General features: G+C 66.4%; 17 protein-coding genes. 9 read left to right on the forward strand and 8 right to left on the reverse strand.

Annotated features, from left to right (window positions below):
- Position 1: 1 nt before the first annotated feature.
- The 3 genes from VGG53_RS09990 to VGG53_RS10000 are packed head-to-tail and all read left to right on the forward strand — an operon-like array spanning position 2 to position 2,456.
- Positions 2-1,015, forward strand: coding sequence for an alcohol dehydrogenase catalytic domain-containing protein (locus VGG53_RS09990; protein ID WP_331517894.1), 1,014 nt, complete (start codon positions 2-4; stop codon positions 1,013-1,015).
- Positions 1,012-1,569 (forward strand): YceI family protein, encoded by a 558-nt coding sequence (locus VGG53_RS09995; protein ID WP_331517895.1) that lies wholly within the window; start codon positions 1,012-1,014, stop codon positions 1,567-1,569. Before VGG53_RS09990 ends, VGG53_RS09995 begins: the two co-directional genes overlap by 4 nt.
- A 14-nt stretch (positions 1,570-1,583) precedes the next feature.
- Positions 1,584-2,456, forward strand: coding sequence for an LLM class F420-dependent oxidoreductase (locus tag VGG53_RS10000; protein WP_331517896.1), 873 nt, complete (start codon positions 1,584-1,586; stop codon positions 2,454-2,456).
- Between the two features lie 22 nt (positions 2,457-2,478).
- Here the strand turns inward: VGG53_RS10000 and VGG53_RS10005 are convergent, their stop codons facing one another.
- The gene (locus VGG53_RS10005) at positions 2,479-3,657 is read right to left on the reverse strand and encodes a DUF7159 family protein (protein WP_331517897.1); all 1,179 of its coding nucleotides are present in this window, start codon (positions 3,655-3,657) and stop codon (positions 2,479-2,481) included.
- 353 nt (positions 3,658-4,010) lie between these two features.
- Here VGG53_RS10005 and ag85B point away from each other — a divergent pair, with 353 nt between their 5' ends.
- Complete coding sequence (ag85B, locus tag VGG53_RS10010) at positions 4,011-4,994, forward strand: diacylglycerol acyltransferase/mycolyltransferase Ag85B (protein ID WP_331517898.1); 984 nt, start codon at positions 4,011-4,013, stop codon at positions 4,992-4,994.
- A 13-nt stretch (positions 4,995-5,007) separates the two neighbouring features.
- Here ag85B and VGG53_RS10015 read toward each other — a convergent pair whose 3' ends face one another.
- Positions 5,008-5,397, reverse strand: a complete 390-nt coding sequence (locus VGG53_RS10015) for a hypothetical protein (protein ID WP_331517921.1) — start codon at positions 5,395-5,397, stop codon at positions 5,008-5,010.
- Between the two features lie 243 nt (positions 5,398-5,640).
- Here VGG53_RS10015 and VGG53_RS10020 point away from each other — a divergent pair, with 243 nt between their 5' ends.
- The 3 genes from VGG53_RS10020 to VGG53_RS10030 all read left to right on the forward strand — a co-directional run bounded on the left by VGG53_RS10020 (position 5,641) and on the right by VGG53_RS10030 (position 8,013).
- Positions 5,641-6,102 (forward strand): SRPBCC family protein, encoded by a 462-nt coding sequence (locus tag VGG53_RS10020; protein ID WP_331517899.1) that lies wholly within the window; start codon positions 5,641-5,643, stop codon positions 6,100-6,102.
- A gap of 11 nt (positions 6,103-6,113) precedes the next feature.
- The gene (locus tag VGG53_RS10025) at positions 6,114-6,617 is read left to right on the forward strand and encodes a nuclear transport factor 2 family protein (protein WP_331517922.1); all 504 of its coding nucleotides are present in this window, start codon (positions 6,114-6,116) and stop codon (positions 6,615-6,617) included.
- A 79-nt stretch (positions 6,618-6,696) separates the two neighbouring features.
- Positions 6,697-8,013, forward strand: a complete 1,317-nt coding sequence (locus tag VGG53_RS10030) for a cytochrome P450 (RefSeq protein WP_331517923.1) — start codon at positions 6,697-6,699, stop codon at positions 8,011-8,013.
- On the opposite strand, the gene VGG53_RS10035 is transcribed toward VGG53_RS10030, so the two are convergent.
- From VGG53_RS10035 to VGG53_RS10045, 3 genes are all read right to left on the reverse strand, one after another.
- A complete protein-coding gene (locus VGG53_RS10035) occupies positions 8,010-8,366 on the reverse strand; it encodes a hypothetical protein (RefSeq protein WP_414688935.1) in 357 nt (118 codons plus the stop codon). The genes VGG53_RS10030 and VGG53_RS10035 overlap by 4 nt on opposite strands.
- Before the next feature lie 200 nt (positions 8,367-8,566).
- Complete coding sequence (locus tag VGG53_RS10040) at positions 8,567-9,460, reverse strand: dienelactone hydrolase family protein (protein WP_331517901.1); 894 nt, start codon at positions 9,458-9,460, stop codon at positions 8,567-8,569.
- Between the two features lie 57 nt (positions 9,461-9,517).
- On the reverse strand, positions 9,518-11,281 hold the full coding sequence (locus VGG53_RS10045; RefSeq protein ID WP_331517924.1) for a CocE/NonD family hydrolase: 1,764 nt from the start codon (positions 11,279-11,281) through the stop codon (positions 9,518-9,520).
- 193 nt (positions 11,282-11,474) lie between these two features.
- Between VGG53_RS10045 and VGG53_RS10050 the strand changes: the two genes are divergently transcribed.
- The gene (locus VGG53_RS10050) at positions 11,475-11,918 is read left to right on the forward strand and encodes a nuclear transport factor 2 family protein (protein WP_331517925.1); all 444 of its coding nucleotides are present in this window, start codon (positions 11,475-11,477) and stop codon (positions 11,916-11,918) included.
- A 5-nt stretch (positions 11,919-11,923) separates the two neighbouring features.
- Here VGG53_RS10050 and VGG53_RS10055 read toward each other — a convergent pair whose 3' ends face one another.
- Positions 11,924-12,538 carry a class I SAM-dependent methyltransferase gene (locus VGG53_RS10055; protein WP_331517902.1) on the reverse strand — a complete coding sequence of 205 codons (615 nt, stop codon included), beginning with the start codon at positions 12,536-12,538 and terminating at the stop codon, positions 11,924-11,926.
- Between the two features lie 53 nt (positions 12,539-12,591).
- Between VGG53_RS10055 and VGG53_RS10060 the strand changes: the two genes are divergently transcribed.
- A complete protein-coding gene (locus VGG53_RS10060; RefSeq protein ID WP_331517903.1) occupies positions 12,592-13,161 on the forward strand; it encodes an XRE family transcriptional regulator in 570 nt (189 codons plus the stop codon).
- Between the two features lie 2 nt (positions 13,162-13,163).
- Here VGG53_RS10060 and VGG53_RS10065 read toward each other — a convergent pair whose 3' ends face one another.
- Together VGG53_RS10065 and VGG53_RS10070 are read right to left on the reverse strand one after the other, a co-directional pair.
- The gene (locus tag VGG53_RS10065; RefSeq protein WP_331517904.1) at positions 13,164-13,604 is read right to left on the reverse strand and encodes an SRPBCC family protein; all 441 of its coding nucleotides are present in this window, start codon (positions 13,602-13,604) and stop codon (positions 13,164-13,166) included.
- A complete protein-coding gene (locus tag VGG53_RS10070) occupies positions 13,604-14,437 on the reverse strand; it encodes a 1-acyl-sn-glycerol-3-phosphate acyltransferase (RefSeq protein WP_331517905.1) in 834 nt (277 codons plus the stop codon). Before VGG53_RS10070 ends, VGG53_RS10065 begins: the two co-directional genes overlap by 1 nt.
- Positions 14,438-14,476 lie beyond the last annotated feature (39 nt).

Here is a 14,476-nt window from a genome sequence, read left to right on the forward strand (position 1 = left end):
TATGCCGTCACATAAAGCAGTTCAGGTAAAGGCCGCGGGCGCACCGCTGGAGCTGGCCGATGTCGAGACAACGCCGCCGGCACGCGGCGAAGTGCGCATCAGTGTGGGCGCATGCGGGATATGTGGCACCGACGCCCACTTTGTGGCCGGGAACTTCCCCGGCCTGTCGTGGCCGTTGACGCTGGGACATGAAATCGCCGGGAAGATCGCCGACGTCGGCGCCGGCGTCGAGGACTTCGCAGTCGGCGACCGAGTCGCGGTCGGCTGGTTCGGCGGCAATTGCAACCGCTGCGAACAGTGCCGCAAGGGCCTGTTCATCCACTGCGAAAACGGGCAGGTGCCGAGTTGGCATTATCCCGGCGGCTATGCCGAATCGGTGACGGTTCCGGCCACCGCGCTGGCCCGCGTCCCCTCGGAGTTGTCTGATGCCGAAGCCGCCCCGATGGGCTGTGCGGGCGTCACGACCTACAACGCACTGCGTCACACCAAGGCATTGCCCGGCGACCGGGTGGCAATTCTCGGCGTCGGCGGACTCGGTCATCTGGGGCTGCAGTTCTCCCGCGCAATGGGTTTCGAGACCATCGCGATCAATCGCGGCACCGCCAAGAAAGAAGATGCGCTCAAGCTGGGCGCGCACCACTACATCGACGCGACCGACGGCGACGTCTCCGAAGCGTTGAAAGGCCTCGGCGGAGTCGCCGTGGTGTTGGGTACCGCGGGGGCTTCGAAGGCGATGGCCGCGACCGTCGGTGGCTTGCAACCCCAGGGTGAACTCGTCACCATCGGGGTCACACCCGAGCCGTTGCCGATCAGCCCACTGCAACTGATCACCCCGGGACTCAGCGTCATCGGCCACCCGTCCGGGACCGCCAAAGAGATCGAAGACACGATGCAATTCGCCGTCTTGTCGGGCGTTCGGGCGTGGATCGAAGAGCTGCCGTTGGCCCAAGCCGCGGAAGGTTATGCGGCGCTGGAGCAGGGCCGGGCGCACTACCGCACCGTGTTGACGGTTTGACGCGCGACAGCGGGCTGTGGAGCCTCGACGGCGGCGACGGTGAGCTGCTGGTCCGCACCGGCGTCGCCGGTCGCGCCGCGCAGATGGGGCACCGGCTGACGATCGCGATGCGGCGCTGGCAGGCGACGACGCAATGGGACGCGGACGAGCCGGTGAGGGCGGAATTGACCGTCGAGGTCGGTTCGCTCGAGGTGGTGCGCGGCGAGGGCGGCCTGATCCCGTTGTCCGGCCCGGAGAAGGCCTTGGTGCGCAACAACGCCTTACGTTCGCTGAACGCCCGGCGATTTCCGCGAATCACTTTTGCTGCCAACACTATTGACAAGACCGGCCAGGGCTACCGGTTGGCCGGGACGTTGACGATCCACGGCAAGGCGCGAAGGCAGATCGTGAACGTGCGCACCGACGAGGCGGATGACGGCTGGTCGCTGTCCAGCGAGACCACGGTCCGGCAATCCGAGTTCGGCATCAAGCCGTACTCGCAGCTGCTGGGCTCGATGAAAGTCGCCGACGACGTCACGGTGTCCTTCTCCGCGCGGCGCGCCCACGAAAGCTGATGAAAGGAGTCGCGATGCGGATCGGAGTGGTGTTCCCGCAGACCGAGATTGGCGCTGACGTGGGTGCCGTTCGGGCCTACGCCGAACATGTCGAGGGGCTGGGATTCACGCATCTGCTGGCCTACGACCACGTCGTGGGCGCCGACCCGGATGTTCACCCCGGCTGGAACGGTCCGTACGACCTACACAACACGTTCCACGAGCCGTTGGTGACATTCGGTTACCTTGCCGCGGTCACCACGTCCCTGGAGTTGGTCACCGGCATCGTGATCCTGCCGCAGCGACAGGCTGTGCTGGTCGCCAAACAGGCCGCCGAGGTGGATCTACTCAGCGGCGGCCGGCTACGCCTGGGAGTCGGACTCGGCTGGAACACCGTCGAGTACGAGGCTCTGGGAGAAGACTTTTCGACTCGGGGAAAGCGCTGCGACGAGCAGGTGGAGCTGATGCGCAAGCTGTGGACCGAGCCGAGCGTCAGCTACCGCGGCGACTACCACCGGGTGACCGGAGCCGGGCTGGCGCCGCTGCCGGTACAGCAGCCGATTCCGGTCTGGTTCGGGGCCTCCTCGCCGCGCGCGTACCGACGCGCCGGTCGGCTTGGCGACGGCTGGTTCCCGATGGTGGGCCCCGGACCCAAACTCGAACTGGCGCGTCAGGAGGTGGCGCGAGCCGCGACAGAGGCGGGCCGAGACCCCGCCCGGCTCGGCATGCAGGGGCAGGTTTCCTGGAACGGCAGCGCCGAGGACCTGGCCGCCGGTTTCCGGAGCTGGGCGGACTCAGGTGCCTCACACATGTCGATCAACACCATGGGCGCCGGGCTGGTCTCCGTCGACCAGCACCTGGATGCTTTGACTGCCGCAGCCGAAATCGCCAGGGAATTCACGGGTTAACGTCGCGCACATTCCCGCAGTGCTACGGCGACGGCGCTCCGGGCGGCGGAGGTTGCGGCGGCGGCTGTTGGTCGGGCGCCTGCCCGTGCAGACGTTCGAGCAACTTCGTCAGCAGTGGGTGCGGGTTGGGCTCCGGTGGCGGCGGAGGCACCACCGGCGGCGGAACCGGTGCCGCGGCGGGTATGTCGGCCGGGGCCTGAGCGAGGACGAGCTGCGGTTCAACGACCGGCTCTGGTGCCGGCGCAGGCTTCGGGGCCGGACGCGCTGCCGGCCTTTCGACCGCGGCCGGCCGCGGAGCCGGGGCCTGCACGATAGGTGCAGGTGCCGCCCAGTGAGCCACCGGCTTGACCGGATCGGGTGCATGGCGGGGCACCAGGTGCGGACCAAGCGCGAGCGACAGCGACGCCACGAATGTGGCTGCTCCGGCACCCAGCATCGTCACCGCGGCGGCATATGAGCGCTGCCGGGAGATTTCGTGATCCGGCCGCCCGCTGTTGACTGCCCGAACCATCTCGACATCGGTGAATTCGGTGCTCTGAGCCGAGGCGAGCGCAGCTCCGCGAGCCAAAGCCAACTCCGCGCCTAGCTGAGTGATGACCGGGACCGGCACAGCCTCCTCCAGCCGCGGCGACAACGCGTCGAGGTCGTGTTCGGCACCCACGATCACGACGCCGGCCGGCTGCCAGGAACTGCGGTCGAAGAGCGCGGTCAACCACCGGACCAGATGATCCGGCCCGCCCGACAACTGCTTGATGGCAGTTTGGGGCTCGTCGTCGCCGGCATCGACCATCACGACGACCGTCGAGTCACCGTCCAGCACGCACACAGCGGCCGTGTCATACCCGACGACCGGGGCGATCGCCCGGGCCAACATCTCGCACGCGTCGCACAACCGAACCGGGACAATGTTGTCGAACCCCGCGTCGGTCAGTGACTCCAGAAGCAACGCCGACTCCGCCGCCGCCTCATCACTCCAGGTGACGCCGACAACGTGAAGCCGCTGGTCATAACTCGCAGCTGCGGCGTGCGCGTCCAACACCGCCGCGCTCGCCTGTTCCGAGGTATAAACCGCCTGCACTCCGGCGGTGGGGCGGACGTCGAAATCGTCGTGATCGAGGATGGTGCCGGCGGCGTCACGGCCTGCCACCAAGACCCAGCCGACTGACGTCGACGTCAGCGACAGCCCAAGTACCGTATCCAAATCTGCACCTCAATCGCGGCCCAGCGCCCGAGCGCCGCAAAACGGCGACCAGGGAAGTCGATGCGCTGGTTCGCGAGCGGCGGAAGGACCGGGACGGCGTGGTCTCGTCGGTCTACCCCGGGCGAGCCTACGCGGTCGCGGCGACGGAAGGTGACCGGGGATCACCGCCTCTGCCGACCCGCGAGGCCGCAAAATGTTGCCACGACTTGCCGTTTCGCCCGCCTGACGAGGGGTACCCGCAGGTGGTGGCGGTCGAGGCCGACCGGACACACGTTTGCGTCTTGATCGACATATGGACGACCGCACGGTAAGTTTTGCGATATTCGCGTGACGCCGTCGACAAGGGACGTGTTATGGCATACGGAAGCGACAAGATGCGTGGTTGGGTGCGGCGACTGACGGTCGCCGCTTTTGCGGCCGCCGTGCTGCCTGGCCTGGTCGGCCTTCTCGGTGGAGCGGCGACGGCGGGGGCGTTCTCCCGGCCCGGACTTCCGGTCGAGTACCTGCAGGTGCCGTCGGGGGCGATGGGCCGCAGCATCAAGGTCCAGTTCCAGAGCGGCGGCAACGGCTCCCCGGCGGTGTACCTGCTGGATGGTTTGCGGGCGCAGGACGACTACAACGGCTGGGATATCAACACCCCCGCGTTCGAGTGGTACTCGAACTCCGGGCTGTCGATCATCATGCCGGTCGGCGGCCAGTCCAGCTTCTACGCCGACTGGTACGGCCCAGCCTGCGGTAAGGCGGGCTGCTCCACGTACAAGTGGGAGACCTTCCTGACCAACGAGTTGCCCGGGTACTTGTCTTCGCAGAAGAGCGTCAAGCCGAACGGCAGCGCCGCGGTGGGCATCTCGATGTCGGGCTCGTCGTCCCTGATCTTGGCGGCCTATCATCCCGGGCAGTTCATCTACGCCGGCTCGCTGTCGGCCCTGATGGATCCCTCACAGGGCATGGGGCCGTCGCTGATCGGCCTGGCGATGGGTGATGCCGGTGGCTACAAGCCCGACGCCATGTGGGGTCCGTCGAGCGACCCGGCGTGGGCACGCAACGACCCGAGTCTGCAGATCCCCGCGCTGGTCGGCAACAACACCCGGCTGTGGGTCTACTGCGGTAACGGCACCCCGTCGGAGTTGGGTGGGGCCAACATGCCGGCCGAGTTCCTGGAGAACTTCGTGCGAAGCAGCAACCTGAAGTTCCGCGACGCTTACAACGGGGCCGGTGGTCACAACGCCGTGTTCAACTTCGACGCCAACGGAACGCACAGCTGGGAGTATTGGGGCGCGCAGTTGAACGCCATGAAGGGTGATTTGCAGGGTGCCCTCGGCGCCCACGCGGGCTAACCGCGAGGCGGCGTCAGCCCCCTAGAGCCGCGAGCAGTTCTTTGATCCGGGCCGCCTCTTCGTCGGTCGGGGTCTCCTCGGCCTCGATGGCGTCCAGCAGTTCGGGGGTGAGTTCCGCGCCGTTCGCGGTTTCTTGCGCCGAAAGCTTCGAGCGCCGCCGAACGACATACAGCTGTTGGCCCAATGTTGCGCCGGGCGCCTCGGACGCCATCGCCATCAGGTCGTCATAGCGGGTCCGAACTCCGCTGAGGGACACGATGACTGACGGTGTCGCGCGACCGCGGGACGCTGCTTTTGTGAGAGCGGTCTGCAGCTTCCGCAGGCCGGACAGGATCACATTCGCGCGTGCGGAGAACTCTGCATCGCTGGTGTCGGGCAAGGCGTCGATCGCTGCGGAGAACATCTGCATCGCCGCCTCGACCAAGCTGACAATGACAGGCGCCTCGCCGTCATCGGGTCCCCCGTCGTTCTTGGACCGCTTTGTGCTGGGGAAGGAATCGTCGATGATGTCACTCCGTCCGAATCGTGATTGCAGCCGTCGAAACGCTAGCGCGGATCCATCGTCTGTACAAGGTTGGCCGCGACGGCACGATGAACATCCGCATTTCCGCTCACCGGCCGCCCGCGAGCATGCTTGGATCGGCCCATGAAGGGCTCTGCGACAGTTCATATGGCAGCACCGCCGGACAAGATCTGGAACCTGATCGCCGACGTCCGGAACATCGGCCGCTACTCCCCCGAAACGTTCGAGGCCGAATGGCTGGACGGGGCAACCGGGCCCGCGCTCGGCGCGCGGTTCCGCGGCCACGTCAAGCGAAACGAGATCGGCCCGGTGTACTGGACAACATGTCGGGTCACGGCATGCGAAGCGGGCAGGGAATTCGGCTTCGACGTGCTTATGGGCGACCGAGCGGTGAACAGCTGGCACTACCAGCTGGCCCCGTCCGGTGGCGGCGACGGAACCGATGTCACCGAATCATTCCGGATGACCTCCTCGCCGCTGGTCGGCGTGTACTACTGGCTGTTCGGTGGATTCCTGCGGCAGCGGCGCAACATTCGTGACATGACGAAGACGCTGCATCGCATCAAGGATGTGGCTGAGGCGTGAGTGAGGTTGGCATGGGACGTTGGTCGCGCGACGAGATCGAATCGGCCTTCGGGCACCATACGCAAGTGGTCGTGGAGATCGGCTCCAGTTGGGATTGGTCACGGTTCGCCGACCAATTCACCGAGGACGCAACCTATGTCGAGCACACCTATGGAACGCTGCACGGCCGCGAGCAGATCCGTGACTGGATTGTCTCGACGATGAATGTCTTCCCCGGCAGCGAGATGCCCTTCTATCCGACGTCCTGGCACTCCATCGACGTCGACCGCGGCTGGGTGTTCTGCGAGTTCCAGAATCGGATGCGCGATCCCGGCGACGGGAGCATTCACCAGGCGGCCAATCTTTCGGTCATGAAGTACGCCGGCGATGGCTTGTGGAGTTATGAGGAAGACGCCTACAACCCGATGAACTTCCTGCCGATGGTGCGCGAGTACGTCGAGCGAAGTCACGCGCTGGGCACCGTCAGCGACGACGCGATCACCTTCGCGAAAAACATGAACTGGGAGTTGGGCTGACAGCCGACCTCCGCTCGAAGTCGTAGGCTTTGCGATAGCACTGCGCGACGATGTGGAGGCTCGATCCGTGGCTATCGCACTGAAGCAGAGGTTGCACTGGCTGGCGCTGCACGGTTTCGTGCGTGGCGGCGCCTCCATCGGGGCGCGGCGCGGTGACCTGCAAGCCCGGTTGATCGCCGACCCGAGGGTCAAGGCGAACCCGGTGCCCTTCTACGAGGAGGTCCGGGCCCGCGGTCCGCTGGTGCGATCGCGCATCGGCTACATCACGGCCGACCACGCGATCGGACACGAATTGCTGCGATCCGATGACTTCCGGGTGCTTTCGATCGGATCGAATCTGCCCGCACCGTTGCGGTGGCTCGAGCGTCATGCTCGCGACGACCTGCTCCACCCGTTGCGCCCGCCGTCACTGCTGGCCGTGGAGCCGCCGGACCATACCCGCTACCGCAAGACGGTGTCATCGGTGTTCACCCAACGCGCGGTTTCCGCGCTGCGCGACGGCGTCGAGCGCACCGCGGAGTCGTTGCTGGAAGACCTCTCTCGCGATCCGGGCGTCGTCGACGTCGTCGACCGCTACTGCGCCCAGCTGCCGGTGGCGATCATCAGCGACATCCTCGGAGTGCCGGAGAGCGATCGACAGCGCATTCTCGAGTTCGGTGAGCTCGCCGCGCCCAGTTTGGATTTCGGGCTGCCCTGGCAGCAATACCGGCGGGTGCAACGCGGGATCGCCGGATTCAGCCGCTGGCTGGATGCCCATCTGCAGCAGTTGCGCCGCGCTCCTGGCGACGACCTGATGAGCCAGTTGATCCGTAAAGCCGAAAGCGGTTCGCCGGAAACGTATCTCGATCAAGACGAGCTTCGAGCGGTCGCCGGCCTGGTGCTGGCGGCCGGGTTCGAGACCACGGTGAACCTGCTGGGCAACGGGATTCGCATGCTGCTGGACAACCCCGAGCATTTACACACGCTCAGTCAGCGCCCCGAGTTGTGGGCAGGTGCCGTCGAAGAGATTCTGCGGCTGGAATCGCCCGTCCAACTCACCGCGCGGCTGGCGCTGAACGACACGGAGGTCGCGGGCCGCCCGGTCAGCCAAGGCGAACTGGTCGTGGTGTACCTCGCCGCTGCCAACCGCGATCCGGCGGTTTTCGCGGACCCGAACACATTCGACATCGAACGGGAAAACGCCGGAAGGCATCTCGCGTTCTCTGGTGGTCGACACTTCTGCCTGGGAGCGGCTTTGGCGCGCGCCGAAGGCGAAGTGGGATTGCGATCGTTTTTCGACCGCTTTCCCGACGTTCGCTCAGCCGGCGCGGGCAGCCGCCGTGACACCCGGGTGCTGCATGGCTGGTCCACATTGCCCGTCGCGCTGGGCCCGGCCAGATCGATGGCGGCCCGTTAACCGCCCGATTTGCCGCTGAAGTAGCACTCCATGGCCATGGTGCAGACCAATTGACCCGTGCGGTTGAACATGCTGCCCTGCGCCAGCCCCCGGCCGCCGACGCCGCTGGGTGAATGCTGTTCGTAGAGAAGCCAATCCGAAAGGTCGGGCGGGTGGTGAAACCACACCGCATGATCCATCAACGCCGAGCGGCCAGGTCCCAGCGGAGTCGTGCGGCACGCGATCATCGCCGACTCAAGTAGTGTGCGGCCGGAGACATAGACCGCCAGGCAGTCGGCAATGATCGGGTCATTCTGTGCAACGCCGTTGGGGCGCCACCACATTCGAATGCCCGCCGGCGGTGGTCCGGCCAGATCGAGCGCGAGCCTGGCAGGCGGGTCCCACTGGCTGCCATCAGAGCTTGTGCTGCGATGTGGCCGCCGACGATGTGATGGTCGATTTCATCGATTTGAGTTCCGACGAAAAATTCCGCATTGACCTGTTCGAGGTTCAACGTGTCTAGTACCTGGCTCAGCGTGAGAACCGGCGGGGTGGTCACGCACGCATCATGCCGCTAAGCCAGGTAGCGGCCAAACCACTCGAGCACCCGCCGCCAGGCGTCTTCGGTGGCGGCAGCGTCGTAGCGCGGTCCGGAGTCGTTGAAAAAGGCATGATCGGCGTCGGGTTCGACGACGATGTCATGGACCAGGCCGGCCCGCTCGAGGGCGGCTTTGGCCGCCGCCTGCGAAGATGTGACGCGCTTGTCCAAGGCCGCATAGATCGCCAACACCGCGGTGCGCTTGGACTCCGCGAAGTCGGGATTGTCCGGCAGCGGCCCGTAGAACGGGACCGCGGCCGACAGCTGTGGCACCCCGGAGGCCAGCAGCTGCCACACCAGTCCGCCGCCGAAGCAGAACCCGACGACGGCGATCTTGCCGCCCGGAACCCGGGTCTGCAGCTCCTCGATGCCGGAATTCAGGTCGGCGACGAACCGGTCGCTCGAAACGGCGGCCAGTGCGGCGGTGGCCTGCGCCGGGTCGGAGAAATGCCCGGTGCCGCCTTCCTCGGACAACAGGTCGATGGCCAGCGCCGAGTAACCGGCCCCGGCGAAACGCTCGGCCACCGACCGGACCCAGTCGTTGAGACCTTTGTTCTCGTGGATGACCAGCACGCCGCGACGCGCGTTGTGAGCCTGTGCCCAAGCGCCGTGGAGTTCGCCACGCGGGCCGGGCCAGGTGATCGGCTCGGTGGGCAGCGCCCGGTTCGCGCCCGGCGCCTCCACCCCCTCGGCCGAACTCGAATGCAGCGGTCGGGTCTGGTGGTCGGCGCAGGCCGCGATCAACGTGGCCGCGGCACCGCCGCCCAGGCCGAGCAGCGCCAGCCGACGGATGGCTTCACGTCTGGTCAGCAATCCGTCGACGTGGTCGGTGGCGATTTCCTCGGCGATGTATTGCTGTAGTGACGTCATTGAGGCGAGTATGCGCCATAACCTGCCCTCATGCGTGGAAGACGCTGCCGCACTGGGTCAGTCGAAGCTGTTCGGGTCGGCCACCGGGATCAGTAGATGCGACGGGGTCGGCCCACCGTGGTGGAGCTGATAGCTGCCGCCGACCAGCGCGCGGCGCGCGGGCACGGTTGGGACCAGGTGCGGGAAGTCGAACGTGGTCACGGTCAGACGCAGCCGATGACCCGGCTCGAGCATGGCGGCGGTCGGAAAGACCTCGATGTCGTAGCGGGTCAATTCGCCGGGCACCACCGGCTTGACCGCTGACCGGGTGCTGAAGTGGTGCGGTCGCAGGACCGTTCCGTCCGGCAGGTACCAGGTGCGGTCGGGGTCCAGCTCGCGGTGCGAACCCAAGAGTGCCCCCTGGGTCAACGGACGACTGGCGCCGTCAGGTGCGACATCGTCTAGATGGGCGACCCACAGCGTCTCGGCGGTGCTGGCCGTGGCGTGCACGGTGAGTGCGATCGGCCCGGCGATCAGCGTTTCAGCGGCGAACGGCTCGGTGGTGTAGGTGAGCGCGCCCTTCTGCACCCGCCGGTTGTCCTGGTCGTAGCGGGTGTGCCCGCCGCGCTGGGAGCGGATGAAGCTGGCCATCCCCAGGGTCCACTGCTCGACGCTGCGGCCCGACAGGGGTCCGCGGCCCACGTACGTGATGGTCGCCGTGGAGGTGTCCGGCGCGGGATCGGCGGTCAACCGGCCGCCGTCGGACAAGTAGAACCGAGTCGGTGTCGCCTGCTCGAGGGGATATTCCCGGGCATGGAACCACCGCGGGCTGCCGATTGCCTGAAAGGTGAACGGTGATCCGGACATCGCCGCTGCCGCGTCGTCGTTCAGCCAGTAGTCGAACCAGCGCAACTGCAGCGCGTTGAGGTGCAGCCCGCCGTAGTCCGAGACGTGATACCAGGGACCCATCAGCAGCCGCAGCTGCTCGGACACCGGCTGGCCGGGCGCCATCGGCTGCTCGCCGGGCCGTCCGGCGAACGCGTTCTGCAGCGCGGCATAGTTCAGCGGAGCGCCGCGCTGGAAGGCGTCATGCCACCCCCCGACCAGGAAGACCGCCACATTGTTGGCGACCACGCTCGACAGCACCATGCCCGGCCGCATGGCGTCCCAGAACGGGCCGTCAAACGCCGTCTCGCCGCCGGCGACGGCGTCGGCGATCAACGGCCGGAAGTAGCCGCGCTGATCACGCCCGCGCTTGCGCACACCGGCAAACCCGCCGGCCCGAGGCCGCGGATGCTTGCCGCGATTGACCACCTCCAGCGCCGGGTTGACGACGTTGAGCAGCCGGTAGACCCCGCCGTAGGCCCGAACCGTGCGCAGGTGTGGCGCCCCGCCCATCGCGGCCGCGTCGCGGTAGAAGTCCCGCGCCGACATGACCGGAAAGATCGCCTTGAGCGGCGAATTCGGCCCGACGGCGGCGGCGGTAAACAGCTGATTGATCGCCAGGTAGGACACCCCGAACATGCCGACCCGCCCGTTGGCATCGGGCAGCTGGGACGCCCACGCGACGAGCTCAACGCCGTCCTGGGCTTGCCGGTCGCCGAACATTTCGAACGAGCCGCCGGAGACGCCGCACCCCCGGACGTCCACCATCACCTCGATGTAACCGCGCCTGATCAGGTACGGGGTTGCGCCACCGCCGATCTGGGCGGCCGGCGGGGGTGCCTTCTTGCCGTACGGCGTCATCGACAACAGCACCGGGAACGGGCCGGTCGCAGGCCGGTCGGTGCCCGGCACGGTGGGGTAATGGATGTCGGCGCGCAACTCCACCCCGTCGCTCATCGGGATACCGATGTTGTGTTTGATACCCGCGCCGAACTGCGCCGCCCTGGGTGTCCAGGACGGTGAATACGGCGACGGACTGGTTGCCCGGATACGTCTGGTCCCGGCTTTGCGTCGTGATCGCAGCGTCGGCATCCCCACCTCCTGCGCGCCTTGTTGACAACGTGTTCAGCAGCCCGGTTCGATGACATCCATGCCGGTTGACGACACCGTACTCGGGCTCTGGCGGGCCTTATCGCGACGGGACTGGGACAGTGTCAAGACGTTCCTGACCGCGGACTGCATCTACGTGGACATGCCGGTCGGACCGACCTTGGCGGCGCGTGGTCCCAACGACATCGTGAAGCGACTCAAGGTCGGGCTCGAGCCGCTCGCGGGCTATGAGAACCACAGCGGGGTGCTGGTGACGACGGGCACCGATGCCATGTACGAGCACTCCGAGACCTGGCGGTGGCTGAGCGGCGAGACGGCTCTGCTGCGATTCGTGTCGGTGCACCGTGTCGAAGACGGCAAAGTGACGCTGTGGAAAGACTATTGGGACATGGGCAGCTTGACTGCTCAGGCGCCGTCGACCTGGCTAGAGGATCTTGCGACGGCCGATACGTCGTGGATATTTGATGCGACGAGCTTGATTTAGAGCGCCTAACGTCGTCGCAGCAGCATCACGTTGTCAATGAGCGCCGCTTGCTGTCCCTCCGGTCCGAGCGCGTCGCGCTCGACCGTGTCGACTTGAACCCGGTCCCACCGGGACTCGTCGAGATTCAACGATGACACCACTTCGACAGCGCTCGGGAACTCGTGGCGATGCTGGTGTGATGTCCACGGTGGTGGCGCGCCATGGTCTACCACGACCAGGTTGCCGCCCCCGGCGACGGCGTCGGCCGCGCGTCGCAGCAGTTGCGCGCGATCCATTTGGACCGTTGAATGCAGAAACTGGGCCGACACCAGGTCGAATTCGCCAGACGGAAAACTTTGTGTCAGGTCGTGGCGCTGAAAGTCGATGCGGGTCGTGAGATCGCGGTTGGCGGCCTCTACAGCTGCCCGGTCCAGTGCGGTTTGTGAGATGTCCACTGCCGTCACATGCCAGCCGTGCTCGGCGAGCCAGATCGCGTCGGCGCCCTCGCCGCAACCGAGGTCGAGCGCGCGGCCCGGCGACATTGGCTCGGCCAACTCGGCCAGCCGGACGTTCACCCGCCCACTCCACACCCGCTCACGCGCGCCGTAGTGCTTTTCCCAGGCCTGTTGTGCCTCAGACATTGGCATGTCGTCACCTTGCCCGCGGCGACGGCGTAATGGCAAGCTTTCTTGCCATGGAGGCAAAAGACAGTGTCGAGATGCTGGTGCGACGCCGACTTCGGGAGGTTCGCACCCAGCGCGGCCTGACGCTCGAGGATGTCGCGCATAAAGCCCAGATGGACGTCTCCACGCTGAGCCGTTTGGAATCGGGTAAACGCCGGCTTGCGCTGGATCATCTGCCGCGACTGGCGGCGGCGCTCTCGGTCAGTACCGACGAGCTGGTGCGCGAACCGACAGCGGAAGACCCGCGCGTGCGCGGCAGCTCGCACACCCGCCACGGCGTAACTTACTGGCCGCTTACCCGCCAGGGACCCGCCGGCGGGCTGCATACGTTCAAAATCCGGGTCAGCGCCCGTCGTCGCAGGCCGCCCGCCGAGCTACCCGTGCATCTGGGCCAGGAGTGGATCTACGTGCTGTCCGGCCGGTTGCGCCTCGTTCTTGGCGAGCGCGATTTCACCATCAATCCGGGTGAAGCCGTGGAGTTCTCGACATGGACGCCGCATTGGTTCGGCGTGGTCGACGCTCCGGTGGAGGCGATCATGATGTTTGGGCCGCAAGGTGAACGGCTGCACCTGCACAGCTGATTTCAGCCGCCGGACTCGGCAATTTCCTTGAGGCGCTTGAGGGTATCGGCCGTGTTGCGACCCACCTGACGCACCGCGACCCGGTCGGCGATATAGCCCAAGATCCCACCAGGGGCCTGATACGACATCCGGAACGTCACCTTGGTCTGGCCATCCCGCGCCTCGCGCAACCGGATCCGGCCGCGCAGATTCACCCCGGTGATACCGACCCAGGCCAAATCGCGCCGGTCGTCGAACTCGACCACTTCGATCAGGCCACCCACCGGCACCGACCCGATCTTCCAGTGCACCTGGTAACGGGCACCGACCCCGGCGGGCTGGTCGTTGGCGCTTTCCCAGCGCTCCAGGCGGGTCATGAAGGACGGGTAGCAGTCCGGATCGCCGACGATCTTCCACACCGCGTCGCAGTCGGCGTCGATGACGCAGCGGCGTTCGACGCGCATCAGCCGATCACCGGAAATCGGCGTCGGGCGGCGAGGCGGTCGACACCGTCTTGCAGGCTGGCCATTACCTTGTCGTGCACCGCCCGGTCGTCGCCATCGACGTCGATGGGGTGTTGAACCTCGATCGCGATCTTGGTCGGTAGCGGTATGTGGCCGGCCAAGTCGCCGATGTTCAAGCCCCACGGCAGTGCGAGTGAGATCGGAATACTCTTGAGCCGCAACAGTTTGTCCGCCATCAGCAACTTTGCCAGCCACTGCCCGCGGGACAGGAACAACGCGGCTTCTTGGCCGCCCACACTGGCCACCGGCACGATCGGGACGCCAGCGTCGCGCGCCAGCCCGACATATCCCATGCGGCCGTCGAAGTCGACCTTGTGGCGCTCCCACGAGGGCCGGAACACCTCGTAATCTCCGCCGGGGTAGACCAGCAGCGCCGCGCCGGATTTCAGCGCCAGTTGCGCGTTCTCGTGGTTGGCGGCCACGGTGCCGAATTTGCGCAGCCAGCCCAGTGGTGGCGCTGAGACGACGAGGTTGTGGGCCAGTTGATAGAAAGGACGCTCGACGCCGAAGTAGGAGCAGAACGCGAGCGAGAAAACGAAGGTGTCCGGCGGCACGTTGCCGCCACTGTGGTTGCCGACGAGCAGGACCGGCCCCTCGGCCGGAATACGGTCCAGATGCTGCACGTCGGCCCGGAAATACAACGATGCCAGCAACCACGTTCCGGGTAGCTGATCGCGGATGTAATCGGGGTCCCGCTGGTCCAAGTCGGCCTTGGGAACGCGCGACGCGACCTGCTCCCGCACCCAATCCTTGACGTTGCCCAGGGCCGACATAGCCCGAAGTTATACCCGTCTTTAGCGGCGTTTATACCT

Source organism: Mycobacterium sp. (assembly GCF_036490025.1).
GTDB lineage: Bacteria > Actinomycetota > Actinomycetes > Mycobacteriales > Mycobacteriaceae > Mycobacterium.

Coding starts and splice junctions, on each gene's coding strand:
- VGG53_RS10045 (WP_331517924.1), bottom strand. CDS start 11,281: ATGAGCGACGGGGTGGAGTTGCGCGCCGACATCCATTACCCCACCGTG.
- VGG53_RS10050 (WP_331517925.1), top strand. CDS start 11,475: ATGCCGGTTGACGACACCGTACTCGGGCTCTGGCGGGCCTTATCGCGA.
- VGG53_RS10040 (WP_331517901.1), bottom strand. CDS start 9,460: ATGACGTCACTACAGCAATACATCGCCGAGGAAATCGCCACCGACCAC.
- VGG53_RS10055 (WP_331517902.1), bottom strand. CDS start 12,538: ATGTCTGAGGCACAACAGGCCTGGGAAAAGCACTACGGCGCGCGTGAG.
- VGG53_RS09990 (WP_331517894.1), top strand. CDS start 2: ATGCCGTCACATAAAGCAGTTCAGGTAAAGGCCGCGGGCGCACCGCTG.
- VGG53_RS10020 (WP_331517899.1), top strand. CDS start 5,641: ATGAAGGGCTCTGCGACAGTTCATATGGCAGCACCGCCGGACAAGATC.
- VGG53_RS10065 (WP_331517904.1), bottom strand. CDS start 13,604: ATGCGCGTCGAACGCCGCTGCGTCATCGACGCCGACTGCGACGCGGTG.
- ag85B (WP_331517898.1), top strand. CDS start 4,011: ATGGCATACGGAAGCGACAAGATGCGTGGTTGGGTGCGGCGACTGACG.
- VGG53_RS10025 (WP_331517922.1), top strand. CDS start 6,114: ATGGGACGTTGGTCGCGCGACGAGATCGAATCGGCCTTCGGGCACCAT.
- VGG53_RS10000 (WP_331517896.1), top strand. CDS start 1,584: ATGCGGATCGGAGTGGTGTTCCCGCAGACCGAGATTGGCGCTGACGTG.
- VGG53_RS10015 (WP_331517921.1), bottom strand. CDS start 5,397: ATGTTCTCCGCAGCGATCGACGCCTTGCCCGACACCAGCGATGCAGAG.
- VGG53_RS10060 (WP_331517903.1), top strand. CDS start 12,592: ATGGAGGCAAAAGACAGTGTCGAGATGCTGGTGCGACGCCGACTTCGG.
- VGG53_RS10070 (WP_331517905.1), bottom strand. CDS start 14,437: ATGTCGGCCCTGGGCAACGTCAAGGATTGGGTGCGGGAGCAGGTCGCG.